The sequence below is a fragment of the Streptomyces sp. NPDC050546 genome (genome assembly GCF_044457425.1).
In the GTDB taxonomy this organism is placed as follows: Bacteria; Actinomycetota; Actinomycetes; order Streptomycetales; family Streptomycetaceae; genus Streptomyces.
Window position 1 is genome coordinate 134,784 of sequence record NZ_JBITGX010000019.1, and the last position, 25,980, is coordinate 160,763.

Sequence of the window (25,980 nt, forward strand, 5' to 3'; positions counted from 1 at the left end):
TGAACCGAACGGTGGCCCGCACGGTGTGACGGGCTTCGACGACGGGCCGGTCCCCGCATTGCGGGGACCGGCCCGTGCCGTGTGCGTGCTCAGCCCCGGTTCAGCTCGAACCAGACCACCTTGCCCGTGCTCAGCCGCGTCGCGCCCCAGCGCCGGGCCAGCCGGTTCACCAGATACAGCCCGCGTCCGCCCTCGTCGGTGGCGCGGGCCTGCCGCAGGCGCGGCAGCTGCGGGACGTCGTCGCCCACCTCGCAGCGCAGGACATCCGTCCGCAGCAGACGCACGGTGACCGGCCGGGACGCGTACCGCACGGCGTTGGTGACGACCTCGCTGACCAGCAGCTCGACGGAGTCGCTGAGTTCCTCGAGGCCCCAGCGCTGCAGCGCGCGCCGGGCGAGGCGGCGGGCCCGGCCGGGGGCCGCGTCCTCCGGCTCCAGGAACCAGTACGCCACGTCGCTGGGCGCGATCCCGTCGAAGCGGGCGGCGAGCAGCGCGATGTCGTCGTCCCGGTCGCCCGGGCCGAGCATGTCGAGCACCTCGTCGCAGAGCGCCTCCAGGGGCGGCGGATGGTCGGGGCCGGTGAGCTGCGCGGTCGCGGCGAGCTTCTCGCGCAGCTGCTCGATGCCGGTCCACACGTCCCTGAGGCGTGACTCCACCAGGCCGTCGGTGTACAGCACCAGGGTCGCGCCGGCGGGCGCGTCCAGTTCCACCGCCTCGAAGTCGACGCCGCCGACCCCGATGGGGGCACCGGCCGGCACGCGCAGCACCTCGGCGCGCCCGCCCAGGTGGAGCAGGACGGGCGGCGGGTGGCCGGCGTTGGCGATGGTGATGCGGTGCGATACCGGGTCGTAGACGGCGTACAGGCAGGTCGCCATGCGGTCCACGCCGAGGCGCTGGGCCTGTTCGTCGAGGTGGTGCAGGACCTCCTGGGGCGGCAGGTCGAGGCCCGCGAGGGTCTGGGCGGTGGTGCGCAGCTGGCCCATGATGGCGGCCGAGGTCATGGAGTGGCCCATGACGTCACCCACGACCAGGGCGACCCGGCTGCCGGGCAGCGGGATCGCGTCGTACCAGTCGCCGCCGACCCGGGCCGTCTCCGCCGCCGGCAGATAGCGGGAGGCGAGCCGCACACCCGTCGGGCGGGGCAGCGTCTCGGGCAGCATGGTGCGTTGCAGTTCGTCCGCGATGTACGCCTCGCGGCCGTACAGCACGGCCTTGTCGATGCCCAGGGCGCTGTGCGTGGCCAGTTGGGCGGCCACCAGCAGGTCGTCCGGTTCGAAGGCGATGCGTTCGGGGCGGCGCAGGAACAGGGCGGCGCCGATGACCCGGCGCCGGCCGCGCAACGGGGCGAGAATCGCCCGCTGTCCGTCCGGCACGGCGAATTCGCCGCCTTCACCGAGCAGTTCGGGCAGCGCCGCGCGGGCCGCGGGAGCGTCGGTGAAAACCGGGCGCACGCCCCGCAGGACCTCGGCGAGCGCGCTGCCGGGCCGCACCTCGCACAGCTCGGCGCCGACCGCGTCCAGCTCGTCCGGTTCGGGCTGGGTGGCCGGCTGGAAGCCGTTCTCGGTGTCGCGCTCCGCCGGTATCCGGTCGGTGCGGCGCAGCCGCAGCACCAGCGGGCCGGTGGGCCGCTCGTCACCGACGGGCAGCGGATCGCGCAGATAGACCAGGATCGCGTCGGAGAAGGTGGGCACGGTGGCCCGGCACAGCCCCATCACGATCTCGTCGAGATCGATGCCACGGGCGATCCGCCGGGTGGCGGCGCCGACGAACCGGAGCCGGTCGCCGTCCCGCCGCATCGGCGTGGGCCGGCCGGGCGGCAGGCTCTGGCCGCTGCGGCGCTCCTGTCCCTCGGCATTCGGCGCCGGCCGGTCCTGCTCGTCGGCCGGCTGGACCGGAATGCCGTCGGGGGCGGGGCGCGGCCGCGGGGTCTCGCGCTCGGCGGTCTGCTCGGCACCCGGCTGGGAGTGCTCGGAGGCGGGGTCGCTCACGGTGTCCTTGCCCTTGCCGAACGGCGTGGAGGTGCCCGGCTCCGAGGTGCCCGGCGTGGTGTGCGCCGTCGTGACCGGAACGGTGACGTCGCCGCCTGAGCGGCCCTGTACCGGTAAGGCGCCCGAGCCGGGCGTGCGCGCCGGTGTCGAGGTATGCACGAGCGCCCCGCGGGGATCCGCGGGGTCGATGCCCGTCTGCGGGCGTTCGAAGGAGGTCGGCTGCTCCGTCACGCGTGTCGAATCCATCCGTCCGGGGCTGCACGCCAGAGGTGCAGGTGGTCCCGCCGAAACTCCGATACCCGGATTACGTGCCCCAGGAACGGAATTCCCGCGTGGTCAGAGGTTGTTTCTGTGCCACCGGCGGAGCGTCTGTGACCCCCAGGGGCCTTCTGACGGCCCCTGGGGCCCGTGGCGCAGGCCCTGCCGGTGTTGCCCTCGTACCCCTCGCTCACGTCCTGCCGCCCCTCGGTGACGATCGGTCAAGCCCAGCGCGTGCTCCGGTAGTTGCGGTGTGCGACCCGCCGCGCGCCCTTGCGGAGGACGATCCTACGTTTCTTGCCCGGGGGCGCATCAAGGGTCTCATGAGGACACATGCGCGGGCGTACGATCCCAGTCCTCCGGCAGTGACGGTACCGCCCAGGACGGATCCGGGCGCCACTGCTGCCAGCCTTCCGAGTACGGAGGCCCCCACGCGCGGATCACCTCCACCGCGGCCTGCCCCGCCGTTCGTACCTTTTCCGCCTGTTGGCCGTCCATCAGCCCGTCCCGCCGGGCCTGGGCGAACTCGTCCTCGTCCCGCCAGTGCCAACTGCGGTCGGGATGGACGGAAATGTCCAGGAAGTGGTCCACGGAGTCCACACCGCCCTCCCAACGGGTCAGCGGCTCCTCCAGGTTCACGTACCAGTTCTTGAACTGCCAGCCCGGATCCCAGAACAGCCACACCGACCAGGGCTCGCCGGGCCGGGCCAGCTTCAGGACACCCGTGCCGAACCACCGGCCGCGCTGCACGGTGCGCGGCTTGGTGTAGCGGGACTCCAGCGGCTCCAGATGCACGGGGGTACCGTCGGCGAGCACGGGTTTCACGCACTCGGTGCCGGGCGCCAGCCACACGGCGAGCAGCTCCGCGTCGTCCCGTACGACGGTGACGGGGCGCACGATGTGCAGATGCGGGCCGCCGTTCTCCCGGTACCGCCACAGGATCCGGCTCCCGGGCGCCCAGAAGCCTGCCGCACCACCCGTTTCCACGCGTCTCACCGCTCCGCCCTCTGCCATGCACAGATATTAGGTGCCATAGGCATACGACGCTGCGGCGCGTGTCACGGTTCACGCGCCGGGCGTGTTCGCTCCACGCATCGTCACGGGTGCGTCATCCGCAGGACATCCAGTGCCTCGTCGAGCTGCTCCATGGTCAGGTCGCCGCGCTCCACGTACCCGCCGTCCAGGACGACCTGACGGATGGTCTTCCGCTCGGCCAGGGCCTTCTTGGCGACCTTCGCGGCCTCCTCGTACCCGATGTACTTGTTGAGCGGTGTGACGACGGAGGGGGAGGACTCGGCGTACTCCCGCGCCCGCTCGCGGTCGGCGGTGACGCCGTCGACGGTCCGGTCGGCGAGCAGCCGCGAGACGTTGGTGAGCAGCCGGATCGACTCCAGCACGTTCTTCGCGATGACCGGCAGCATGACGTTGAGCTCGAAGTTGCCGGCGGCACCCGCGGTGGCCACGGTCGCGTCGTTCCCGACGACCTGGGCTGCCACCATCAGCACGGCCTCCGGAATGACCGGATTCACCTTGCCCGGCATGATCGAGGAGCCGGGCTGGAGGTCGGGCAGGGCGATCTCGGCGAGGCCGGTGCGCGGTCCCGAGGACATCCACCGCAGGTCGTTGGCGATCTTCGTCAGCCCGACCGCGATGGTCCGCAGCTGCCCGCTGGTCTCGACGACGCCGTCCCGGGCGCCCTGCGCCTCGAAGTGGTCACGGGCCTCGGTCAGGGGCAGCCCGGTCGTCCGGGCGACCTCCTCGATCACGGCGGCGGAGAAACCGGGCGGGGTGTTGATGCCGGTGCCGACGGCCGTGCCGCCGAGGGGCAGTTCGGCGAGCCGGGGGAGGGAGGCCTCGAGCCGCTCGACGCCGTACCGCACCTGGGCGGCGTACCCGCCGAACTCCTGGCCCAGCGTCACGGGGGTGGCGTCCATCAGATGGGTCCGCCCCGACTTCACGACATCGGCGAACTCCTCGGCCTTGCGTCCGAGGGCGGCCGAAAGGTGCTCAAGGGCGGGCACCAGATCGCGGATGACCGCGGCGGTGGCGGCGATATGGATGGACGAGGGGAAGACGTCGTTGGACGACTGAGAGGCGTTCACATGGTCATTGGGGTGCACACTCCGGCCCAGCCGCTCGGTGGCCAGGGTGGCGATGACCTCGTTGGTGTTCATGTTGGACGAGGTCCCGGACCCGGTCTGGAACACGTCGACCGGGAAGTGCTCGTCCCACTTCCCCTCGGCGACCTCCGCCGCGGCCGACTGGATCGCGTCGGAGATCTCCTTGTCCAGGACCCCCAGCTCGGCGTTGACCTTGGCCGCCGCGCCCTTGATCCGGGCCAGCGCCTCGATGTGCGCCCGCTCGATGCGCTGCCCGGAGACCGGGAAGTTCTCCACGGCCCGCTGGGTCTGGGCACGCCACTTGGCGTGGGCGGGCACCCGCACCTCGCCCATGGAGTCGTGCTCGATGCGGTACTCGGTCCTGTCCTGCTCGTCGGTCATCGACGATCACCTCCACGTGGCACAGCGTCCGCGACGCGACCACTGTTCCCCATAGAGGCGAATAGTCACCCCTCTGACGGCAGCCCGTCCGGCGTTTGAGGACGAGGCCCTTCGGACCGAACGGGGTCCGGGTCGAAGGGGCGGGGTCGAAGGGGCGGAGCCCCTGGAGGACGGGACGGGTAGGGGCGGCGGGGGCGAGATCCATCCCCCGCCGCACCCGAGGCGCTACGCCAGCCCGGGGCCCCGCACCGGAATCGACGTGAACGTCGGCGCGGGCGCCGGGTCCTGGAAGAAGTCGTTGCCCTTGTCGTCCACGACGATGAACGCCGGGAAGTCCTCGACCTCGATCTTCCAGACCGCCTCCATGCCGAGCTCCTCGTACTCGACGACCTCGACCTTCTTGATGCAGTCCTGGGCGAGACGGGCGGCCGGGCCGCCGATGGAGCCGAGGTAGAAACCGCCGTGGCTGCCGCAGGCGTCCGTCACCTGCTTGCTGCGGTTGCCCTTCGCCAGCATCACCTTGGAGCCGCCCGCCGCCTGGAACTGCTCCACGTAGGAGTCCATACGGCCAGCCGTCGTCGGGCCGAAGGAGCCGGACGCGTACCCCTCAGGCGTCTTCGCGGGACCCGCGTAGTACACCGGGTGGTCCTTCAGGTACTGCGGCATCTCCTCGCCCGCGTCGAGTCGCTCCTTGATCTTGGCGTGCGCGATGTCACGCGCCACGACCAGCGGCCCGGTGAGCGAGAGCCGGGTCTTGACCGGGTACTTCGTGAGCTCGGCCAGGATCTCGTCCATCGGCTGGTTCAGGTCGATCTTGACGACGTCGGAGGACTCGTCGAGCTGCTCGTCCGTCGTCTCCGGCAGGAACCGCGCCGGGTCCTTCTCCAACTGCTCCAGGAAGACGCCCTCGGCCGTGATCTTCGCGACGGCCTGGCGGTCGGCGGAGCAGGACACCGCGATGGCGACCGGGCAGGACGCCCCGTGCCGGGGCAGCCGCACCACGCGCACGTCGTGGCAGAAGTACTTGCCGCCGAACTGCGCGCCGATCCCGATCTTCTGCGTCAGCTCGAAGACCTTCTGCTCCAGGTCCTCGTCCCGGAAGCCGTGCCCGAGCTCCGAGCCCTCCGACGGGATCTCGTCCAGGTAGTGCGCGGAGGCGTACTTCGCCGTCTTCAGCGCGTACTCGGCGGACGTACCGCCGACCACGATCGCCAGGTGGTACGGCGGGCAGGCGGCCGTACCGAGCGAGCGGATCTTCTCCTCCAGGAACTTCATCATGGAGGCCTCGTTCAGGACGGCCTTCGTCTCCTGGTACAGGAACGACTTGTTGGCCGAACCGCCGCCCTTGGCCATGAAGAGGAACTTGTAGGCGCCGCCGTCGGTCGCGTACAGCTCGATCTGCGCCGGGAGGTTGGAGCCCGTGTTCTTCTCGTCCCACATGGTCAGCGGGGCCATCTGCGAGTACCGCAGGTTCAGGTTCTGGTACGCGTCGTAGATGCCGCGCGAGAGGGCCGCCTCGTCGCCGCCCTCCGTGAGCACGTTCTGCCCACGCTTGCCCATGACGATCGCCGTGCCGGTGTCCTGGCACATGGGGAGGACGCCCGCGGCCGCGATGTTCGCGTTCTTCAGCAGGTCCAGCGCCACGAACTTGTCGTTGCCGGACGCCTCGGGGTCGTCGATGATGCGGCGCAGCTGGGTGAGGTGGGCCGGGCGCAGGTAGTGCTGGATGTCGTGGATCGCCTCCTCGGCGAGCTTGCGCAGCGCCTCCGGCTCCACCTTGAGGAAGGTCCGCCCGTCCGGCCCCTCGACCGTGGAGACACCCTCGGAGGTCACCAGCCGGTACGGCGTGGTGTCCTCCCCTTGGGGGAGCAGATCGGTGTACGCGAACTCAGGCATCTCGCCCATTCCTCACTCGACAGACGCGACCCGCCTCCTTTGGCGAGCGCCCACCAGCGTAGAACCTGCCTCTGACGGCGAGCTTGTGAGGTAAGGCTCAGTTCGTCACGGTCGGGGGAGAGGTCGGGGTCGCAGTCGGGGGTCGGGGGTCGGGGGTCGGGGTCAGGGTCGCAAAGGACGCGAGCGGGGGGTGTCGCGATCTATCGTGTTTCGGTACGCTGCTGTCGTGGACCTTCAGAAGCAGGACCTTCAGACGCCAGGGGCGCCCGCCGGTTCCGAGTTCCGAGCCTCCGACGCCGAGCGCGACCGCATCGCCGACATCCTGCACGACGCCCTCGCCGAGGGCCGTCTCACCGCGGACGAGCACGCCGAGCGTGTCGACGGAGTACTGCGCGCCAAGACGGTCGGCGAGCTGGAGGTCTTCATACGGGACCTGCCCGCCGCCCACCGCCGGGGCCCGGCCGCGATGCCTGCCCCGGCCCCCTACCGCCCCACCGCGGGCGCCATTCCGATGGACCCCGACGACAACGTGGTCGCGGTCTTCAGCGGCGCCGTCCGCAAGGGCCGCCGGCGCGCGGGCCGCCGCATCCACGCGTACGCGATCTTCGGCAGTGTCGAGATAGACCTCAGCGAGGCCCTCTTCGACCACCAGCAGGTCGTGATCAAGTCGTTCGCGGTCTTCGGCAGCGTCGACATCCGTGTGCCGGAGAACGTGTCGCTGCGCGGCATGGGCGGTGGCGTGCTCGGCAGCTTCGAGGTCGACACCCTCGACTCGAGCGAACCGGAGGCCCCGGTCGTCTACGTGGACGGCTGGGCCGTCCTGGGCAGCGTCGAGGCCCGGCCCAAGCGCGGCAGGTTCGTCGCGGACATCCTGGACCGGGTGCAGCGCAAGGTCGACAAGGGTTTGCGCAAGCACCTGGATCATTGACAGTCGCGAATCCGCCCCGGGTTCGGAGCAAATCGGTGCACCGGTGACGCGGCCCCACGGACCTTGCGAACGGGGCGAATCCAGCGGTTCGGAACTCAGTGCATAGGCGCGCGTACAGCGGGTAGGCCTTGCTGCATCGTCTCTCGCTCGCGAAGCCGTCGTCAGGAGTAGACCGTGCTGCAACCGCCGCATTCGTCCCTGCAGGTAGCTGCCGTTCCGGCCCCGCGGGTGCCAGCGCGAGACAGGGATCAAGACGCCCCGTGGCACACCGAGGCGGTGTGCCGGCGGGATGAAGCAGGCCTGTTCTTCGCTCCCTCCAAGGAGCCCACCGCGGCCCGGCTCTCCCGCGAGGAGGCGGCGAAGCGGGTCTGCGCCCGCTGTCCGGTGATGGTCGAATGCCGCGAACACGCCCTGCTCCAGCCCGAACCGTACGGCGTCTGGGGCGGTCTCACCGCCGCGGAACGCCGCGTGGTCCTGGCCCGACGGCGCCGTCGCGACCTGGAGCTGAAGAAGGCGGCCCGCTCGTCGGACCGCATAGCCGCGGCAGGCTGAGCGACAGCGGAAAGGGCGCCCCCACCGCACCGGGGGCGCCCTTTTGTCAGGCCTTCCGGGGGCGTACCCCAAGGGCGAGGGGAACTGCGCGATCGACCACAACCGGCGCGCCGGCGACCCGCAGTCCCCACCCCTCAGGCGGCGCTACTTCCCCTTGTCGAAGTCGATCGCGCTGTACGCCCGCAGCTTGCTCAGGCGGTGCTCCGAATCGATTCTGCGGACCGTGCCGGACCGCGACCGCATCACGATCGAGTCGGTCGTGGCGGTCTCCGCCCGGTAGCGAACGCCCCGCAGCAGCTCCCCGTCCGTGATCCCGGTCGCGACGAAGAACACGTTCTCGCCGGTGACCAGATCCTCCGTGGTCAGCACCCGGTCCAGATCGTGCCCGGCGTCGAGCGCCCGCTGCCGCTCCTCGTCGTCCTTGGGCCACAGCTTGCCCTGGATCGTGCCGCCCAGGCACTTCACCGCGCAGGCCGAGATGATGCCCTCCGGCGTACCGCCGATGCCGAGCAGCAGGTCGACGCCGGTCCCCTCGCGCAGGGCCAGGATCGAGCCGGCCACGTCGCCGTCGGAGATCAGCCTGATCCGCGCACCGGCCTCACGGATCTCCTTGATGATGCCCTCGTGCCGCGGCCGGTCCAGGATCACCACCGTCACGTCCTCGGGCGCGGACCGCTTGGCCTTGGCGACCCGGCGGATGTTCACCGACACCGGCGCGTTGATGTCGACGAAGTCGGCCGCCTCGGGGCCGGTGACGAGCTTGTCCATGTAGAAGACCGCCGACGGGTCGAACATGGAACCGCGCTCGGCCGCGGCCAGCACCGCGATCGCGTTCGTCATGCCCTTCGCGGTCAGCGTGGTGCCGTCGATCGGGTCCACGGCGATGTCGCACTCGGGCCCGGTCCCGTCCCCGACGCGCTCCCCGTTGAACAGCATGGGGGCTTCGTCCTTCTCGCCCTCGCCGATGACGACGACGCCGTTCATCGAGACGGTGGAGACGAGGGTCCGCATGGCGCGCACCGCGGCGCCGTCGGCGCCGTTCTTGTCTCCGCGTCCCACCCAACGGCCCGCGGCCATCGCCGCAGCCTCGGTCACCCGGACCAGTTCCAGGGCGAGGTTGCGGTCGGGGGCCTCGGAGGGCACATCAAGTTCGGACGGCAAGTGATGATGCTCGGTCATCGGAGCGCACCTTTCTGTACGACGACGGCCGGATGAGGGCTTTGTCGCCCGACTCTATCTCCGAGTTCGCAAAATGAGCAGGGGCCCCCACGGATGAGCGCTCCGGAGACCTGCGACGATAGGGGGCGTGGCAGGCACGAACGGCAAGCAGAAGACGGCGCGGGACATGATCCTCTCGATGGGCGTCATAGTCCTCGTGGCGGGCTTCGTGTACCTCTTCATCCCGCACGACGACACCCCGCCCGACACCAAGGTGGTCGACTACCGCGTCGAACTGCTGACGGCACGCCGCGCCGCCCCGTACCCCGTGGCCGCGCCCGAGGGCCTGACCGATGCGTGGAAGGCCACCTCCGTCCGCTACCGGGGCGAGGACTTCGACACCTGGCACCTCGGCTTCCACGATCCCGAGGGGGAGTACGTGGCGGTCGAGCAGTCCACTCAGCGGCGCCCCGTCTTCCTCGACGAGGCGACCCAGGGCGCGCGGGAGACCGAGCAGACCGAGAAGATCGCCGGCCGGACGTGGACCCGCTACGAGGGCGGCCGGTACGACGCGCTGGTCCTCGAAGGCGCCAAGGGCTCCACGACGATCGTGACGGGTACCGCGTCGTTCGCGCAGCTGACGAAGATGGCGGAGGCGCTGAAGACGGAGTGAGCCGCGTGCCCGCGTAGGCACGGAGAAGGCCCCCGGCGTGATGCCGGGGGCCTTCCTGTGTCCGGGAGGGGCTCAGACCGTGGTGACGACCTGGTCGAACTCCAGGCGCGGGGAGCGCGGGTACCAGGCGTCCGGGCCCGGGCGGCCGATGTTGACGACCATCAGCGGGGTGTGGTCGTCGTCCAGGAACTCCTTGCGCACGCCCTCGAAGTCGAAGCCGGTCATCGGGCCGGCGGCGAGACCGGCGGCGCGCACGCCGACGATGAAGTACGCGGCCTGGAGAGCGGCGTTCAGCCCGGCGGCGTTCTCGCGGACCGGGCGCTCGGTGAAGAAGACGTCCTTGATCTGCGGCGCGGCCGGGAACAGGTGCGGCAGCTCCTCGTGGAACTCGTTGTCCGCGGAGAGGATCGCGACCAGCGGGGCGCTCGCCGTCTTGGCGCGGTTGCCCTCGGCCAGGTGCGGCACCAGGCGCTCGCGGGCCTCGGGGGAGCGGACCAGCGTGATGCGCAGCGGGGTCTGGTTGAAGGCCGTCGGACCGTACTTGACCAGGTCGTAGATCGCCTGCACCTGCTCGTCGGTCACCGGCTCGTCGGTGAAGGCGTTGGCGGTGCGGGCCTCACGGAACAGCAGGTCCTGGGCGGCGGGGTCAAGAACGAGGGACATGGATGCACTTTCTCGCGACGGTCGGTCCGGAAGATCGGCTTACGTCTCCGACCGTACGCGAGTGAAGTTCAACGTTCAACTAACCCGAGGGTGTCGTGTGTCACCCGACACCCACCGGCCCGGTCTACTCGGTGTCCTCGTCCTCCGCGGCCTCCTCGGCCAGCGCCGCGTCCAGCCGCGCCCGCGCCCCGTCCAGCCAGCGCCGGCAGACCTTGGCCAGCTCCTCGCCGCGCTCCCAGAGCGCGAGGGACTCCTCCAGCGTCGTACCGCCCGCCTCCAGGCGCCGGACGACCTCGATCAGCTCGTCCCGCGCCTGCTCGTACCCGAGCGCCTCGGACGTGCCCGGCGTCTCATCAACCTCGCTGGTCATCCACCCACCCTATGTGTCCACTCGTACGGAGAACTCACCCTCGGAGACCCGGGCGCGCAGCGCCTCGCCGGCCTCCACCTCGCCGGGATCACGGACGGCGTGCCCGTCCGCCCTCTGCAGCACGGCGTACCCGCGCTTCAGGGTCGCGGCGGGGGAGAGGGCCACCACGCGCGCGTGCGTGTGCGTCAGCTCCGAGTCGGCCCGGTCGAGCTGGTGCCGCAGACAGCGCCGGCCCCGGTCGAGCAGGTCCGCCACATGGTCGGCGCGCTCGTCGATCATCCGGTGCGGGTCCTCTATCGACGGCCGCGCGAGGGCATGGGCCAGCCCGCGCTCCTCCCGCTCGACCAGCGCCGCCACACACCGCCGCGCCCGGTCCCGCAGCAGCCGCACCCGCTCGTACTCCTCGCCGACGTCCGGTACGACCTTCTTGGCGGCGTCGGTCGGGGTGGAGGCGCGCAGGTCGGCGACGTGGTCGAGGAGCGGGTTGTCGGGCTCGTGCCCGATCGCGGACACCACGGGCGTACGGCACTGGGAGACCGTCCGGATCAGCTGTTCGTCGGAGAACGGCAGCAGGTCCTCCACACTGCCGCCGCCCCGCGCGACGATGATCACGTCCACGTCCTCGATCGCGTCGAGCTCCTTCACGGCCTGCACGACCTGCGGCACGGCGTGCACGCCCTGCACGGCGACGTTGCGCACCTCGAAGCGGACGGCGGGCCAGCGGTGCCGGGCGTTCTCCAGGACGTCGCGCTCGGCGGCCGAGGCCCGTCCGCAGACCAGCCCCACGAGCTGCGGCAGGAACGGCAGCGGCTTCTTCCGCTCCGGCGCGAACAGCCCCTCGCGCCCGAGGGCCTTCTTCAGCTGCTCCAGCCGCGCCAGCAGCTCACCGACGCCGACGGGCCTTATCTCGGCGGCCCGCAGCGACAGCTGCCCCCGCGGGGCGTACCACTCCGGCTTGGCGAGGACGACGACCCGGGCGCCCTCGCTCACCACGTCCGCGACGGCGTCGAACACCTGCCGGTAGCAGGTGACGCCGACGGAGATGTCGTACGACGGGTCGCGCAGCGTCAGGAACACCACACCGGCGCCCGGCCGCCGCGACAACTGAGTGATCTGCCCCTCGACCCACACCGCCCCGAGCCGGTCGATCCATCCCCCGATGAGCCGCGACACCTCACCGACGGGCAGCGGGGATTCCGCGGACGTGTTCACAGCCATGCCCGCGAGAGTAGTGGGCGCCGCTGACAACGCCGCTCAACCGCTCGGTGAGGGGTTCTTCACGCTCCCGGCGAGGGAGGCGCGTCCCGCCGGCCGCCCTGCACCGTCAGCACCACCAGCCCGAGCGCCAGCCACACCGCCCCTACGGCCTGCGCGGTCTCCGACGCCTCCACGATCACGGCGACGGTGATCGCCGCTCCCGCCACCGGCACCAGGACGTGCCGCCACCAGCTCACGGGCCCTCCCCGGCGCCGCACCGCGAACCAGCCCACCACGCTCGCGTGCAGCAGCGTGAACGCGGTCAGCGCGCCGACGTCGACCACCGACACCAGGTGGTCCATGCCGTCGTCCCGCCGTGCCGCCCACACCGCCGCCACCAGCGTGACGACGGCCGCGCACAGCAGGGCCACCCGGGGCACCCCGGCGTCGGTCCGCGACAGGACCCGCGGCAGCCGCCGGTCGCGCCCCATCGCGAACAGCAGCCGGCCCGCCGCGGCCTGCCCGGCCAGCGCGGCGAAAGCGGCACCGATCGCCTTGCTCACCGCGACCAGGTCGTGCAGCCAGGTGCCGACCGCGGCGTCCACGGCGTCGTAGAACGCCGATCCCTGCCGCCCCGGCTCCGCGGCCAGCCGCGCCGACGACACCGGCTCCAGCAGCGCCACCAGGTACGTCTGCGCCATGAACAGCACACCCGCCAGCGCCAGGCAGAACAGCAGCGCCCGCGCGACCTTCGCCGAGCCGCAGGTGACCTCCTCCGCGAAGCTCGCGATCGCGTCGAACCCCAGGTACGACAGCACCGCGACCGACACCGCCCCGAGCACCGCCGACACCGCGAACGCCCCCTGCGTGCCGTCCCCCGACAGCGGCGACAGCCAGCCCCGCTCGCCGCCGTCCCGCGCCAGGACCACGACCGCCGACACCACGAAGACGGCCAGGACCACGATCTCCATCGCCAGCACCAGGAAACCGACCCGGGCGGCGGCCCGTACGCCCCACAGGTTGAGCAGCGTCGTCACGACGACCGCGAGCGCCGTCCACACCCACCGCGACACCTCCGGGACCAGCGCGTTCATCGCGATCCCGGAGAACAGGTACGCCACCGCGGGGATCAGGGCGTAGTCCAGCATCGCCATCCAGCCGGCCACGAACCCGGCACCGTTCCCGAGCCCCACGCGCGCGTAGGCGAACACCGAGCCCGCCTGGGGGACGACCCGCACCATCTGGGCGTAGCTGAAGGCCGTGAACGCCATCGCGACCGTGGCGACGACATAGACCAGCGCGACCGCGCCGTGCGACTTGGCGTCCAGCGTGCCGAAGACACCGACCGGGGCCATCGGCGCGATGAACAGCAGCCCGTAGACGACCAGGTCCCGGAAGCCGAGACTGCGCCGCAGCGTGTGCTCCCCGCCGGCAGCGGAGGCCGCCGCCGTCCCGGTCTCCGGCATCGTGTCCCCTCTGTCGGCCCCTCCGCCCGCGTCACTCGCCTCGCGCCTTGTCAGTCTTCCCGGGGACTGAGCACGGACGCGATCTTTGACCCGCCGAACGCGGCCTTACGATGGGAGGCATGTCTGCTTCGCCTGGCCGCCGTGTCCTGCTCGCCGCCCCCCGTGGCTACTGCGCGGGTGTGGACCGCGCCGTCATCGCCGTCGAGAAAGCGCTGGAGCAGTACGGGGCTCCGGTCTACGTCCGGCATGAGATCGTCCACAACAAGTACGTCGTGCAGACCCTGGAGAAGAAGGGCGCGATCTTCGTCGAGCAGACGGAGGAAGTGCCCCCGGGGAACATCGTCATGTTCTCCGCACACGGCGTTGCCCCTGTCGTCCACGAGGAGGCCGAGCGCGGCCGCCTCGCCACCATCGACGCCACCTGCCCCCTGGTCACCAAGGTCCACAAGGAAGCCGTCCGCTTCGCCAACGACGACTACGACATCCTGCTGATCGGCCACGAGGGCCACGAGGAGGTCATCGGCACCTCCGGCGAGGCCCCCGACCACATCCAGCTCGTCGACGGGCCGAGCGATGTCGCGAAGGTCGAGGTCCGCGACCCGTCCAAGGTCGTCTGGCTCTCCCAGACCACGCTGTCCGTCGACGAGACCATGGAGACCGTCGACGCGCTGCAGGAGAAGTTCCCGCAGCTCATCTCCCCGCCCAGCGACGACATCTGCTACGCCACGCAGAACCGCCAGCTGGCCGTGAAGCAGATGGGCGCCGAGTCGGAGCTGGTGATCGTGGTCGGCTCCCGCAACTCCTCCAACTCCGTGCGGCTCGTGGAGGTCGCCAAGCTCGCGGGTGCGCGTGAGGCGTACCTCGTGGACTTCGCCGACGAGATCGACGAGTCCTGGCTGGACGGCGTCTCCACGGTCGGCGTCACCTCGGGTGCCTCCGTCCCGGAGGTCCTGGTCGAGCAGGTCCTGGAGTTCCTCTCCCGGCGCGGGTTCGAGGACGTGGAGCTCGTCAAGGCGGCCGAGGAGTCCATCACGTTCTCCCTGCCGAAGGAGCTGCGCCGCGACCTGCGCGAGGAGGCGGCGACGCTGGTCGCCGAGCGCGGCGGGGCGGGTACCGGAACCGAGACCGGGACCGGGGCCGGAACCGAGAACGGGACCGGGGCCGGGGCCGGGGCCGGTGAAAATTCCGGGGAGTGATCGCGAACGGGCCGGGCAGCGACCGCCGTCCGGCCTGTGACTGTCAGTCGTTCGTCGTAACGTAAGGCCATGCAGATCTTCGGTGTGGACATCGGCGGTTCCGGGATCAAGGGCGCCCCGGTGGACCTGGACAAGGGTGACCTGGCGCAGGAGCGCCACAAGGTCCTCACCCCGCACCCGGCCACGCCCGACGGAGTGGCCGACGGCGTCAAGCAGGTCGTCGACCACTTCGGCTGGACGGGGCCCATCGGGGTCACCTTCCCCGGCGTGGTCACCGACGGAGCCGTGATCCGTACGGCGGCCAACGTCGACGACAGCTGGATCGACACCGACGCCCGCGCACTGCTCGGCGAGCGGCTGGGCGGCCTGCCGGTGACGGTGGTGAACGACGCGGACGCGGCGGGCGTCGCCGAGATGCACTTCGGCGCCGGCCGCGGCCGCCACGGCACGGTGATCGTGCTCACTCTCGGCACGGGCATCGGCAGCGCGGTCTTCGTCGACGGCGTCCTCGTCCCCAACACCGAGCTCGGCCATCTGGAGCTGGACGGGCACGACGCGGAGAAGCGGGCCTCCAGCAAGGCCCGGGAGGACCACGACATGACGTGGGAGCACTGGGCGTCGCACCGCGTGCGCAAGTACCTCGCCCACGTCGAGATGCTGTTCTCGCCGGAGCTGTTCATCATCGGCGGCGGCGTCAGCCGCAAGTCCCACAAGTTCCTGCCCCACATCGAGGGCATCAAGGCGGAGATCGTCCCGGCGCAGCTGCAGAACAACGCGGGGATCGTGGGGGCGGCGATGCGGGCGGCCGGGCACTAGGGCCCGGTGGGCGTCACGGGGGCGGGCGTCACACTGGTAGGTGTCACGCGGGCGGGCAGCACGCCGGTAGGTGTCACAGCGGAGGGCACCACACCGGCAGGTGTCATACCGGCGGCCGGGGCCCGGCTGCCGTCGTCCGCCGCCGGTGCACCAGCCGGATCCGCCTGACGATGACGATGAGCCCGGCGACGAGTGTCCCCCCGTACAGCCACCCGGCCTGCGTGGCGAGCGCTGTCACCAGTCCCATCAGCCTGCCGCCGGTCCCTCCGTCGCCGTCGGCCATCGGCAGCAGCCCCACGGCGAACGCGATCGGCACCACGACGGGCGCGATCATCAGATCCCCCCGCCTGACCCAGACGGCGGTCAGCACGCACACCGGCACGAACAGCACGCCGTACGCCGTCAGCGACGCCCCGAACAGCACCGAGCACAGCACGCCGAGCAGGAACATCACCAGTCCGCAGAACAATCCGCTGCCCAGCCCGGTCAGCCGGGGATTCGGCAGCCGTCCCGCGGTGGGTGCCGCCGACGCGGACGCGGGCCGCCGTACCGCCGCCTCACCCCCGGCTCCCCCCGCTCCTCGTTTCGCCTGGGGCGGCAGGGACGATCCCGGCCGGTCGCGTCGCGGTCCGTACCGGGCAGGTCGCGTCCTGTATTGCTCCACTGCACCAACGTAGGTCGTTCAATATGCCGAATGGCCCCTCAGACACGCCGTGGGCCGGTGCTTGGCCAAGCGTTCGACAGGGCGCCGGGCCGGTTGCGGGTACGCCGTAGACTGGTGGATCGGCCGGTCCCCTGGCCTCCTGGCCCTCTCCACTCACGGGAAGTCGCAACGTGTCGCTCACGATCGGAATCGTCGGTCTGCCGAATGTCGGCAAGTCGACCCTGTTCAACGCCCTGACCAAGAACGACGTGCTGGCGGCCAACTACCCGTTCGCCACCATCGAGCCGAATGTGGGCGTCGTCGGCGTCCCCGACCCGCGGCTCGGCAAGCTGGCCGAGATCTTCAAGTCGGAGAAGGTCCTCCCGGCCACGGTCGACTTCGTCGACATCGCGGGCATCGTGCGGGGCGCGTCCGAGGGTGAGGGCCTGGGCAACAAGTTCCTGGCGAACATCCGTGAGTCGGACGCGATCTGCCAGGTCATCCGTGCCTTCGCGGACGAGAACGTCGTGCACGTGGACGGCAAGGTCTCGCCCAAGGACGACATCGAGACGATCAACACCGAGCTGATCCTGGCGGACCTCCAGACCATCGAGAAGGTCCTCCCGCGCCTCCAGAAGGAGTCGCGCATCAAGAAGGACATCGCCCCGAAGGTCAAGGCCGTCGAGGAGGCCAAGGAGATCCTGGAGAAGGGCGACACGCTCTTCGCCCACGGGATCGTCCAGGGCGGCGAGCGCAACGAGCTGCTGCACGACCTGCACCTGCTCACCACCAAGCCGTTCCTCTACGTCTTCAACGTCGACGAGGACGAACTGGTCGACGAGGACTTCAAGAACGAGCAGCGGGCCCTGGTCGCCCCCGCCGAGGCGATCTTCCTCAACGCCAAGCTGGAGGCGGACCTCGCCGAGCTCGAGGAGGACGAGGCCCTCGAACTCCTCCAGTCCGTCGGCCAGGACGAGCCCGGCCTCGCCACCCTCGCCCACGTCGGCTTCAACACCCTCGGCCTCCAGACCTACCTCACGGCCGGCCCCAAGGAATCTCGCGCCTGGACCATCAAGAAGGGCGCCACGGCCCCCGAGGCGGCCGGCGTCATCCACACCGACTTCCAGAAGGGCTTCATCAAGGCGGAGGTCATCTCCTTCGACGACCTGATGGAGACGGGCTCGGTGGCGGAGGCCCGCGCGAAGGGCAAGGCGCGCATGGAGGGTAAGGAGTATGTGATGCAGGACGGGGATGTCGTGGAGTTCCGCTTCAACGTGTAGCGGGTGACCTGGCACCACGTCGCTGATCTCGAAAACTCACAGGTCAGAGAGGGTCCGACTCTTCGGGGTCGGGCCCTTGGTTTTTTCCCGTGCTGGGATCGTGCTGGGATGGGATGAGGAGCTCGTGCTGGGTTTCGGGCAGCGATCTCCCGATGCGACAGGCGGGCGGGTGGAGCTCCATCCGCACGACTTCTTTACGACTCCGGGGACCGTGCAGATTCGACCCGTGGCGCTTTTCCTACTCGTTTGACACACTCGACGTATGGGTGAGACGACGTACAGCATCGGGGAAGGCCCGGCGACGCGGGTGAGTCTGTCGCTGCCGGAGGGGACCGCGGAGGCAATCCGGGCGCGGGTGGGCAAGCGGGAGTTCTCCGCGTTCATCGCTGAAGCGGTCGAGCGTGAGCTGCGTGGTCAGGTCCTGGACGAGTACCTGGCGGACTACGAGAGCCGCAAGGGGCCGGTTTCCGAGCCGGCTCGCCAGCGGGCGCGGCAGGTCTTCGACGAGGTATTCGCCGAGGAGGCGGAGTGGCCCGCCGCAGGTTGAGTCACGAGGGGACGCTGGTCCTCGACAGTGAGGGACTCTCGAAGCTGCTCGCCGACGACGAGCAGGTGGTGGCTCTGATCGCTGAGGCGCGCTCGCGCGGCATGGAGGTCGTGATCAGTGCGCTCACCATCATCGAAGTCGTCCACGTCCGTACGAACAAGTCCCGCCTGAACTGGGTGCTTTCCGGGCTGCGGATCGTCCCGGTCGGTGACGAGGAGGCGAGGGCGGCCTCGAAGTTGCTGATGAATGCCGGGTTGCACGGACACAAGTACGCGATCGATGCGGCCGTCGCCGAGGCCGCGCTGCGACAGCACCGCCCCGTGGTCATGCTGACTTCCGATATTGACGACATGGCCAAGCTGTGCGGCGATCGGGTCCGGCTCGTGGCGGTGTGATTTCCCCTGGTCCGTTTTCTGCCTTTCGGCGGTTGGTCAGTGAGTGGCGGTGGGGCTACCAGTATTCGGCGGATCACCGGTTTCGGTAACCGGCGATCCGCCGCTATGTTGCCGCTCTTCCGCTTCTTGGTGAAGTTCCGTAGGTCGCGGGCGGAGCCAAGGCTCAATAGGAGCGGGGCCCGTAGGGGCTCCAGTGGCCGAGAAAGGGCTTGAGGTCGTCGCCGCTGGGCTTCGGCGGCGTGGGCAGTTTCGGCGCTGAGACCGATTCGGTGAGGTGTTGGAGATGCGTGTCCGCGAACGCGAGCCACGCCTCGATCTCGGTCCGCTCCTGCCCTGGCGGCAGTGATGTGGCGTGGTCGCGTACTGCTGTGATGTATTCGGTCAGGCGGCTGGCCTGATACCAGGCGTCTGCCTGTTCTCCGAGGTGTTTGACGCGGTAGGCGTGGGCGTAGGCGGCACGGGCTTCCTGTATGGCGGCTTCCCAGCGCCTCTGCTGTGCCTCTCTGGCTTGCTGGTCTGCAAGGCGTTTACGTTCCGCGGCTTCGCCGCGGAGGCCGACCTCTTGCACGATCTCGGCGAGTTGTTCTTCCAGAGGCCGGTCGGGGAGGTCGGTCCATTCGCTGGCGCGGTGCGGGCTGCCGCCGCGGAGCATGAAACGCAGGCGGCTAGAGGGGGTGTAGTCGAAGCGGGGGATGCGCATCCATGAGTGCTTCTTGGCGTCGGCGAGTTCCTTGTCAGTGGGGACGTGTTCGCTGCGGTCTTGTTCTTGAAGGACGAGGAATCCGACACTCTCGCCTTGGGCGGTAATGGTGAAGTGTGGTGGTGCCTTGCGGCGCCGATGGGGTGGGGGAGCGCCTTGTGTGGTTCCGAGCGCTGCCTTGTGGCCTTGTGCTTCGGTGGCGGTGATGAGGGCTTGGACGATGCGCAGGGCTCGGCCCTGCAGGGGTTTGGTCAGGCCCATGGGCTGCGGCAGCTTTTGAAGGGCGGCCACGACGGCATGGGGTTTGGTGAGTCTGGCCGGCACGGGGAGCGGGGTGAGTTCCGCGAGGCGCCAGGCAGGGATGTCGACCAGCTTGATTTCGTAGCCGCGGTGGGTGCGGTATCCGTAGAGTTCCTGCGTGTGGGGGATCTTGCCGGACTTGCGGGCGGCGTTGACCCGTGACGTCCAATTCACCGCGTGCGGGCCGGATTCGATGGGCTTGATGAGACAACCATCGTTCGCGGCCAGTTCTTCGAGTAGTTGGTCCGCATAGTTCTTAAGGGCCTTCGGTGCGGCTCTGGGGCGCGGCGGTGCCGGTTTTCGGGCGGGACGTTCCGGTGGTCGGGTGCTCTGCTCCACGGGGAGGATGCCGCGTTCGGTGAGATGCTGCCGCCCCTTCTCGGTGAGGTGGGCGCTCCAATGCCCGCGGCGTTTGGTGATTCTGATGAGCCCTCGGTTCTGCAGGGCCTGTCCGCTGGTCTTGTACGTGCTGTCCGGCCAGACTCTGTCGGGACATCCCTGGCCCACCCAGTCGAGCACGGCCCGCTGCCGCTCGTTGAGGGCCTGGTCCATGTAGCCTCCCGCCGTTCCCTGGGTGCGATGCCCCCGGAGACAATGCCCGTTGCCCCTGCGGGAATTCGGGGCTGCTGAAAGGATCCCTCGTTCGAATGAGAGGTACCGGAGGGTGCGTTTGCGCCGAGAACAGTTCTTCCTGGTGTTGATGCGAAACGGCTTGGGTTCTGAGCCGTTGATGGGGTCCTGAGTGAACTGGCTTGGGGGACGGGGTGCACGGCGCATTTTGCCGTCGGCGCAGGAGACTTTGCGAATTCGGGCGGTGCAGTGAGGGTTGCGGTGCCCGGCGGCTCTCCTGGCCGAGGAGGGGAAGGTTCGGGCCTGAAGCTGTTCCATACGACGAAGAGCGGCATGGCCGAGGTCGCGCCGCGTCTTGCTGATGTCGATGCGGATGTGCAGAGAATCCGACCGACGGGCCGGAGAGACCGTCCTCGACGCAACCCTCGACGACAACGCGACGGCACGCGACTTCGCCTCGCTACTTCCGCTGACGCTGCAGATGGACGACCTGCTCCAGCGCGAGAAGTACGGTCACCTGCCCCGGTCTCCCACCGCAGGAGGCAAGCCACAGTTCAGTTACGAGATCGGCAACATCGTCTACTGGTCACCCGGCCCCGGCATCGTCATCCTCGGCTGAGACCCGGCCGGAAACCACCGAGATCGTCAACCAAGGAGAGGATAGGGGAGGGGCGGGGCCTCGCCGGCCGCGAAGGCGGCCGGGGTGAGACCGGCGCGGTCGCGGAAGAAGCGGCCGAAGTTCGCGGGGTCGGTGAAGCCGAGGTGGACGGCCACAGTCCGGGCGTCCCACCGGGCGGCTCCCAGCAGGCGCCGGGCTTCCAGGAGGCGCCGCTCGTCGATGAGTTCGCGTACTCCCTTGCCGGTGGCGTCCCGAGCGGTACGGCTGAGCGTGCGGACCGAGCAGCCGAGCAACTCGGCGTAGTCCGCGGCCTGGTGGAGTTCGCGAAAGTGCAGCTCCAAGGCGTCCAGGAAGCGTCTGTACCGGTCGGCGCGGCCCGTGTCGGCCGTGGCCGTGCCGATGGGGGAGATACCTGGGGAGTTGGCCAGGCGCAGCAGCAGCGATTCGAGCAGGCTGCGCCGCAGGGCGTGGTGGATGTCGAGGGGGCGGCGGCCCAGTGCGCGGTGTTCGTCCAGGAGTTGGAGTGCCGTCTGCTGGAGCCAGGCGGTGTCGTCGGGGTGCGGGGTGAGCACGGCAGGGGTCTCGTGCGCGGTGATCGGGGCCAGGAGGCGCGCTAGGTCGGGCCGCAGCACGTCCGGTTCGAACAGGATGAACGGGCCGCGCGCCGCGCCGGGCGGATGCCAGCACTGCACGTGCCCGGGGCGCACCCACAGCCACTGGCCGGGGGCGACGGTCCGCGTGACGTGGTCGACGTCGTGCCGCAGCTCACCCTCGGTGACCGCGATGAGGTAGTGGAAGGTGGCACGACCCGGACGGGGCGGATTCCACGGCCAGTCGTCGTGCTGGGCGAAGAAATCCTCGGCGGTACTCACCTCAAGGCCGTAGGGAGTACCGACCGGGGGCTGGAATCCGTACAGCCGAACCGCGTTCGGACCGGTCGCGGTTCCGCTCGGGTCGGGGTGTCGCTTGTCGACCATCACGTGTCCGCAGTCTACTGCCCTCTTTATCGGCTTCGGCGGAAGGATGGGACGTGCCAACGCGCCCGCGCGGTGCGCCCTCCGTCTCCTTCGATACCGCAGTCCGCCACCACCTGAGAAGGCCCACCACCCATGAACGCATCGACCTTGCACAAGACCGCCGCCGACTGCGCGGAGGAACTCCCCGGGGCCCAGCTGGAGCACCCGTTCGGCCCCGACTGGGAGGTCTTCAAGGTGCGCGGCAAGGTGTTCATGCTGTTGACCGAAGTGCCGGGGCGGCCCGTCGTGATCCTCAAGGCGGACCCCGGTGAGGCCCGTGCCCTGCGGGAGCAGTACAGCCACATCACGCCCGGCTACCACATGAACAAGAAGCACTGGATCACCCTGGAGAGCGGAGAGGGCGTCGACAAGGAACTCGTCAGGGAGCTCGTCACCGACTCCTACCGGCTCGTCGTCGCCCATCTGCCCAAAGCTGAGCGGCCTGTCGACCCGCACACTTACGGCATCGGCGCACGGACGGCCCGGTGAGCGCGGCCGGTGACCGGCTTCAGGACACCGCCCGCCGGGCGGCCCTGGCCCTGCCCGACGTCAGCCACGGCTACCCCTTCACTCCGGGACTCGACGTGTACAAGGTCGCGGGCAGGGTGTTCCTGATCGTCACCGACGACCCGGACGAACAGATCATCACGGTCAAGTGCGAGCCCGAGCACGCGCAGGCACTGGAGCGCGGCTACGCCTCCATCACACCGGGCCGCTACCTCGACAAACGCCACTGGATCTCGCTGGGGCCGGGACCCGGCATCACCGAGCGGCTGATCACCGACGCGGTCGAGGATTCGTACGACCTGGTCGCCGGGCGGCCGCCGCGACGCGACCGCCCCGGCTCCCGATGAGCGCCGCCTGCTTCCCTGTGAATGGCTGAGCCTCGTCAGCGTCCCATGCGAGGGCTCGCCCTGTCCGCATCCGCCCGCCTGCGCCCCACAAAGCTGGAAGACGTCGTCGGACAGGACCATCTCCTGGCCGTGGACGCCGCTGCTGGGCCCGCACGGTCGCCCAGCGGCGTGACCGAACCGCTCCAGGCCGAGGATGGTAAGTGGGTTAACTTGCCTTAAGCGTGGTGCGGGAGTTACCTTCGTTAGGTGAGTCCATCGACTTACCTTACGTCTCGGCAAGGAACCATGAACATGACTCGTCTTGCGGGCAAGCGCGCCCTCATCACCGGCGGCACGAGCGGCATCGGTCTGGAAACCGCGCGGCGTTTTGTCGCGGAGGGGGCCGACGTGCTGGTCACGGGCGTGACCCCGGCCAGCATCGACAGGGCGCGGCAGATCCTCGGGGACAAGGTGCCGGTGGTGCAGGCCGACGCGCGCGATCTCGATGCGCAGCGCGGCCTGGCCAAGCGGGTGCGTGAGCACTTCGGGGAGCTGGACGTGGCGTTCCTGAACGCCGGCGTCTCGGACTGGCGGCCGTTCGAGGACCACACGGAAGACAGTTTCGACCGGCTCTTCGACATCAACGTCAAGAGCGTCTTCTTTCTCACGCAGGCCCTGGTGCCCGTGCTGGCCAATCCGTCCTCGGTCATCCTGAACGCGTCCAACAGCGCGCACGGCGGCTACGGGAATTCGAACGCCTACGCCGCGACGAAGGCGGCTGTCGGCTCCCTGATGCGGTCGTGGAACGCGGACCTGCTCAAGTCGCACGGCATCCGGTTCAACGCGGTCAGCCCCGGCCCGGTGGACACCCCGCTGTACTCCAAGCTCGGGATCGAGGACCCCGAGGTGCAGGCGGCGGTCCTGGAGGGGATCAGCGCCGGCATCCCGCTGGGTCGCATGGGTCTGCCGGAGGAGGTCGCGGAAGCCGTGGTGTACCTGGCCTCCGACGTCTCCGCGTTCGCTGTGGGCCAGGACCTTATCCTGGACGGAGGTATGACCGTCCTCTGACGGCGAGGACGCGGCCGGGAGACGGGCGAGGGGCGTGGCTATGGCTGTGGCGGACCGGGCGGAAACCGGTGACGATACATGCCAGGCCGGGAATGACGCGCAGACCAAAGCCGGGTATCACGCGCAGATCAAGGCGGAGAACCGAGCGCGCATTATCCGCGCCGCCCGCGACCTCTTCCTCGCCCGGGGATACGACAAGACCTCCCTCGCCCAGATCGCCAGAGAGGCCCGCGTCTCCACCGGCACCCTTTTCAAGCGGTACCCGTCCAAGGCCGCGCTGTTCGCGGCCGTCACCTCCGAACAGTGGCAACTGGATGTGGAGTACGCCGCACCGCCACCGCCCGGTGACCCCCGGTACGGTCTGGACCACATCGGCCGCGACTACGCCTGCCTGGTCTCACGGTCCGGCACGGCGGCGCTGTGCCGGCTCATCATCACCGAACTTCCCCAGATGCCGGAACTCGCCGACATCGTCGGCACCGGCTTCGCCATCGACCGCGGCCCCTTCTTCGACCGGCTCCGCGACTACCTGGACGCCGAAGCACAGGCCGGCACACTCGACTTCCGATCGGCCGACGGACAGCCACACTCGGCATCCGCAGTGGCCGAACAGTTCCTCGGCATGATCTGCAGCCAGCTCCTGTGGCCTCAACTCGTACGGACCGACTTCGTCCCGCCTGACCCCACCGACGCCGCGATCGTGGACGAAGCCGTCGCCCTCATGCTCGCCCGCTACGGCACTGGATCCTGAGCCCCAAAAAACCAACCAACACACCAACCCACCCCCGTTATCTTCTTCGCGGTCCTGCAAGAGGGCCGCTGGCCCCCGTGCCCGGCATGGCTGTTCCCCCTGTCGAACAGATGACCTGGGGGTGGTCCTACGTTGTTGATTGGGTCGCATGGGCTGTCGTACGGTCCGTTGGATCCAGTGGCCCCGGGTATGGCTTGGGGGCGGTTGCCTTCAATGCTTCCTGTGACACCTGGCCGCCCGGGGCCGCACGACGACTCGACCACTGATGAGGAGCTGCGGGCCGTCTTCGACAAGCCCGCCGCGAAATTCCGCACCGTGCTGGTGATCGTGGACCAGCCCGATCGGAGCCCTGCCCCTGACGGTGGCCGGGGACGCGGGCTGCCAGGTCGCCTACCTGCCCGGACTCGCGATGCGCCGGATCGCCGACCTCTACCCGGGCGAAGCGAAGACCGACGCCAAGGACGCCGCGGTGATCGCGGTCGCCGCCCGCACCATGCCGCACACCCCGCGCGCCCTTCAGCCGACCGACGAGGTCACCGCTGAGCTGACCGTGCTGGTCGGCTTCGACCAGGACCTCGCGGCCGAAGCCACCCGCGCCTCCAACCGGATACGCGGCCTGCTCACCCGGTTCCACCCCAGCCTGGAGCGCGTGCTCGGGCCGCGTCTGGACCACCAGGCCGTGACCTGGCTGCTGGAACGCCACGGTTCCCCGGCCGCGCTGCGAAAAGCCGGTCGCGCGGTTCCCCGGGCCCCTGAGGGGCCTGCGGCCGCCCTGGCCCGGCTGCCGACCGACGTCGAGCACGGATGGGCGGTTACTCCGTCAGTGCGCCCATGGCCCGATCGAGCAGGTCAGCGAGGGAAACAGTGCCCTCGCAGGCCACCCACCCTCTCGCGGCCGCGTCCAGGCAGCCGAGGGCGGCTGCGACCAGCGCGGTCGGCCTGGGATCCTCCGGCCGGCCAGGACCGGCTTCCAGTCGCCTGGCGATCTCCGGCACCATCCGCTCCTGCCACTTCAACTGCTTCTCGAAGTGCCGGGCGCGCAGTGACGGCGTGTCGTGCAGCAGGCGCAGAAAGATCAGCGTCTGTTCGGGGGCTTCCTCGTTGACCCGCACCAGGATGTCGAAGGCCCGGCGCAGCGCCACCCAGGGCCGCTCCTCGTCGGGGCGGGCAGCGAGCGCTTCCATGACCTGCGGGCCATTGCCCTCCAGACCGCCCAGCACGATGTCTTCCTTCGTCCCGAAATACCGGAACAGGCTGGCGCGTGACACTCCCGCTTCGGTGGCGATCTGGTCGGCGGTCGTCCGCTCGAAGCCCTGATCGGTGAAGAGCCGGAGTGCCACTTCGGTGACTTCCGCCCGGACCGTTGCCCGCATGCGTTCACGCAGTCCGGGCGGCTTCGGCGGGGTGTGGTCGGTGGTGCTGGCGGAGTCGGACACACAAGGGATGTTACCGCCACGAATCAATTTGAGACTCAGTCTCGATTCAAGACTGCACCTCGCCTATGCTGCCGCAATCGGACAGCGAATCATCTAGAGACTTAGTCTCAAGTGGATGTAGAGTCTCTCCGTGAGGTTACATCGCGACCGAGGTGTCGCG

At 69.8% G+C, this 25,980-nt stretch carries 26 protein-coding genes and 1 pseudogene; 14 read left to right on the top strand and 13 right to left on the bottom strand.

All coding sequences use genetic code 11. The annotated features are described in order from the left end of the window. Positions 1-89: 89 nt before the first annotated feature. From ACIBK5_RS36205 to ACIBK5_RS36220, 4 genes are all read right to left on the bottom strand, one after another. A complete protein-coding gene (locus tag ACIBK5_RS36205) occupies positions 90-2,234 on the bottom strand; it encodes a SpoIIE family protein phosphatase (RefSeq protein ID WP_399026488.1) in 2,145 nt (714 codons plus the stop codon). 333 nt (positions 2,235-2,567) lie between these two features. Next, positions 2,568-3,260, bottom strand: a complete 693-nt coding sequence (locus ACIBK5_RS36210; protein ID WP_399026490.1) for a DUF402 domain-containing protein — start codon at positions 3,258-3,260, stop codon at positions 2,568-2,570. A gap of 83 nt (positions 3,261-3,343) precedes the next feature. Then, positions 3,344-4,747, bottom strand: coding sequence for a class II fumarate hydratase (locus ACIBK5_RS36215; protein WP_399026492.1), 1,404 nt, complete (start codon positions 4,745-4,747; stop codon positions 3,344-3,346). 225 nt (positions 4,748-4,972) lie between these two features. Beyond that, positions 4,973-6,643, bottom strand: coding sequence for a fumarate hydratase (locus ACIBK5_RS36220; protein ID WP_399026494.1), 1,671 nt, complete (start codon positions 6,641-6,643; stop codon positions 4,973-4,975). Between the two features lie 226 nt (positions 6,644-6,869). On the opposite strand from ACIBK5_RS36220, the gene ACIBK5_RS36225 reads away from it, so the two are divergent. Together ACIBK5_RS36225 and ACIBK5_RS36230 are read left to right on the top strand one after the other, a co-directional pair. Further along, positions 6,870-7,571 (top strand): DUF1707 domain-containing protein, encoded by a 702-nt coding sequence (locus tag ACIBK5_RS36225; RefSeq protein WP_399026495.1) that lies wholly within the window; start codon positions 6,870-6,872, stop codon positions 7,569-7,571. Between the two features lie 174 nt (positions 7,572-7,745). Beyond that, positions 7,746-8,123, top strand: a complete 378-nt coding sequence (locus ACIBK5_RS36230) for a WhiB family transcriptional regulator (RefSeq protein ID WP_184590908.1) — start codon at positions 7,746-7,748, stop codon at positions 8,121-8,123. Positions 8,124-8,267: 144 nt separating this feature from the next. Here the strand turns inward: ACIBK5_RS36230 and glpX are convergent, their stop codons facing one another. After that, a complete protein-coding gene (gene glpX, locus ACIBK5_RS36235) occupies positions 8,268-9,302 on the bottom strand; it encodes a class II fructose-bisphosphatase (RefSeq protein ID WP_382490272.1) in 1,035 nt (344 codons plus the stop codon). A gap of 127 nt (positions 9,303-9,429) precedes the next feature. Here glpX and ACIBK5_RS36240 point away from each other — a divergent pair, with 127 nt between their 5' ends. Next, the gene (locus ACIBK5_RS36240) at positions 9,430-9,954 is read left to right on the top strand and encodes a DUF4245 domain-containing protein (protein WP_399026497.1); all 525 of its coding nucleotides are present in this window, start codon (positions 9,430-9,432) and stop codon (positions 9,952-9,954) included. Between the two features lie 72 nt (positions 9,955-10,026). On the opposite strand, the gene ACIBK5_RS36245 is transcribed toward ACIBK5_RS36240, so the two are convergent. The 4 genes from ACIBK5_RS36245 to ACIBK5_RS36260 form a co-directional block, all read right to left on the bottom strand. Next, the gene (locus ACIBK5_RS36245; RefSeq protein WP_399026499.1) at positions 10,027-10,617 is read right to left on the bottom strand and encodes a malonic semialdehyde reductase; all 591 of its coding nucleotides are present in this window, start codon (positions 10,615-10,617) and stop codon (positions 10,027-10,029) included. Between the two features lie 124 nt (positions 10,618-10,741). Further along, on the bottom strand, positions 10,742-10,987 hold the full coding sequence (locus tag ACIBK5_RS36250; protein ID WP_311127552.1) for an exodeoxyribonuclease VII small subunit: 246 nt from the start codon (positions 10,985-10,987) through the stop codon (positions 10,742-10,744). A 9-nt stretch (positions 10,988-10,996) separates the two neighbouring features. Next, the gene (gene xseA, locus ACIBK5_RS36255) at positions 10,997-12,205 is read right to left on the bottom strand and encodes an exodeoxyribonuclease VII large subunit (protein WP_399026502.1); all 1,209 of its coding nucleotides are present in this window, start codon (positions 12,203-12,205) and stop codon (positions 10,997-10,999) included. 59 nt (positions 12,206-12,264) lie between these two features. Next, on the bottom strand, positions 12,265-13,650 hold the full coding sequence (locus ACIBK5_RS36260) for an APC family permease (protein ID WP_399026503.1): 1,386 nt from the start codon (positions 13,648-13,650) through the stop codon (positions 12,265-12,267). A gap of 110 nt (positions 13,651-13,760) precedes the next feature. Here ACIBK5_RS36260 and ACIBK5_RS36265 point away from each other — a divergent pair, with 110 nt between their 5' ends. Further along, a complete protein-coding gene (locus ACIBK5_RS36265) occupies positions 13,761-14,846 on the top strand; it encodes a 4-hydroxy-3-methylbut-2-enyl diphosphate reductase (protein ID WP_399026505.1) in 1,086 nt (361 codons plus the stop codon). 69 nt (positions 14,847-14,915) lie between these two features. Next, entirely contained in the window at positions 14,916-15,662 is a 747-nt protein-coding gene (gene ppgK / locus ACIBK5_RS36270; RefSeq protein WP_399026507.1) for a polyphosphate--glucose phosphotransferase, read from the top strand. A 103-nt stretch (positions 15,663-15,765) separates the two neighbouring features. Here ppgK and ACIBK5_RS36275 read toward each other — a convergent pair whose 3' ends face one another. Beyond that, positions 15,766-16,326 (bottom strand): DUF6542 domain-containing protein, encoded by a 561-nt coding sequence (locus ACIBK5_RS36275; protein ID WP_399026509.1) that lies wholly within the window; start codon positions 16,324-16,326, stop codon positions 15,766-15,768. Between the two features lie 170 nt (positions 16,327-16,496). Between ACIBK5_RS36275 and ychF the strand changes: the two genes are divergently transcribed. The 3 genes from ychF (at position 16,497) to ACIBK5_RS36290 (ending at position 18,527) form a co-directional block, all read left to right on the top strand. After that, positions 16,497-17,585 (top strand): redox-regulated ATPase YchF, encoded by a 1,089-nt coding sequence (ychF, locus tag ACIBK5_RS36280; RefSeq protein WP_399026511.1) that lies wholly within the window; start codon positions 16,497-16,499, stop codon positions 17,583-17,585. Between the two features lie 262 nt (positions 17,586-17,847). Continuing rightward, complete coding sequence (locus ACIBK5_RS36285; RefSeq protein ID WP_093721254.1) at positions 17,848-18,132, top strand: hypothetical protein; 285 nt, start codon at positions 17,848-17,850, stop codon at positions 18,130-18,132. Then, the gene (locus tag ACIBK5_RS36290) at positions 18,114-18,527 is read left to right on the top strand and encodes a PIN domain-containing protein (RefSeq protein ID WP_399026514.1); all 414 of its coding nucleotides are present in this window, start codon (positions 18,114-18,116) and stop codon (positions 18,525-18,527) included. Before ACIBK5_RS36285 ends, ACIBK5_RS36290 begins: the two co-directional genes overlap by 19 nt. A 163-nt stretch (positions 18,528-18,690) precedes the next feature. Here the strand turns inward: ACIBK5_RS36290 and ACIBK5_RS36295 are convergent, their stop codons facing one another. Next, positions 18,691-20,079 carry a hypothetical protein gene (locus tag ACIBK5_RS36295; protein ID WP_399026516.1) on the bottom strand — a complete coding sequence of 463 codons (1,389 nt, stop codon included), beginning with the start codon at positions 20,077-20,079 and terminating at the stop codon, positions 18,691-18,693. Positions 20,080-20,470: 391 nt separating this feature from the next. On the opposite strand from ACIBK5_RS36295, the gene ACIBK5_RS36300 reads away from it, so the two are divergent. Continuing rightward, positions 20,471-20,716, top strand: a complete 246-nt coding sequence (locus ACIBK5_RS36300; RefSeq protein WP_399026517.1) for a cyclophilin-like fold protein — start codon at positions 20,471-20,473, stop codon at positions 20,714-20,716. A gap of 26 nt (positions 20,717-20,742) precedes the next feature. Here ACIBK5_RS36300 and ACIBK5_RS36305 read toward each other — a convergent pair whose 3' ends face one another. Then, positions 20,743-21,588, bottom strand: coding sequence for a helix-turn-helix domain-containing protein (locus tag ACIBK5_RS36305; protein ID WP_399026519.1), 846 nt, complete (start codon positions 21,586-21,588; stop codon positions 20,743-20,745). A 237-nt stretch (positions 21,589-21,825) separates the two neighbouring features. Here ACIBK5_RS36305 and ACIBK5_RS36310 point away from each other — a divergent pair, with 237 nt between their 5' ends. The 5 genes and pseudogenes from ACIBK5_RS36310 to ACIBK5_RS36330 form a co-directional block, all read left to right on the top strand. After that, complete coding sequence (locus ACIBK5_RS36310; RefSeq protein ID WP_399026521.1) at positions 21,826-22,221, top strand: MmcQ/YjbR family DNA-binding protein; 396 nt, start codon at positions 21,826-21,828, stop codon at positions 22,219-22,221. Continuing rightward, a complete protein-coding gene (locus ACIBK5_RS36315; RefSeq protein ID WP_399026523.1) occupies positions 22,218-22,586 on the top strand; it encodes an MmcQ/YjbR family DNA-binding protein in 369 nt (122 codons plus the stop codon). The genes ACIBK5_RS36310 and ACIBK5_RS36315 overlap by 4 nt, the downstream gene beginning before the upstream one ends. A 291-nt stretch (positions 22,587-22,877) precedes the next feature. Next, positions 22,878-23,633, top strand: a complete 756-nt coding sequence (locus ACIBK5_RS36320; RefSeq protein WP_399026525.1) for an SDR family oxidoreductase — start codon at positions 22,878-22,880, stop codon at positions 23,631-23,633. A 40-nt stretch (positions 23,634-23,673) separates the two neighbouring features. After that, positions 23,674-24,384 carry a TetR/AcrR family transcriptional regulator gene (locus tag ACIBK5_RS36325; RefSeq protein ID WP_399026527.1) on the top strand — a complete coding sequence of 237 codons (711 nt, stop codon included), beginning with the start codon at positions 23,674-23,676 and terminating at the stop codon, positions 24,382-24,384. Between the two features lie 261 nt (positions 24,385-24,645). Next, positions 24,646-25,120: pseudogene (locus ACIBK5_RS36330) on the top strand (IS110 family transposase); the annotation flags it as partial. A 76-nt stretch (positions 25,121-25,196) separates the two neighbouring features. Here the strand turns inward: ACIBK5_RS36330 and ACIBK5_RS36335 are convergent. Next, positions 25,197-25,820 carry a TetR/AcrR family transcriptional regulator gene (locus ACIBK5_RS36335; protein WP_399026529.1) on the bottom strand — a complete coding sequence of 208 codons (624 nt, stop codon included), beginning with the start codon at positions 25,818-25,820 and terminating at the stop codon, positions 25,197-25,199. Between the last annotated feature and the right edge of the window lie 160 nt (positions 25,821-25,980).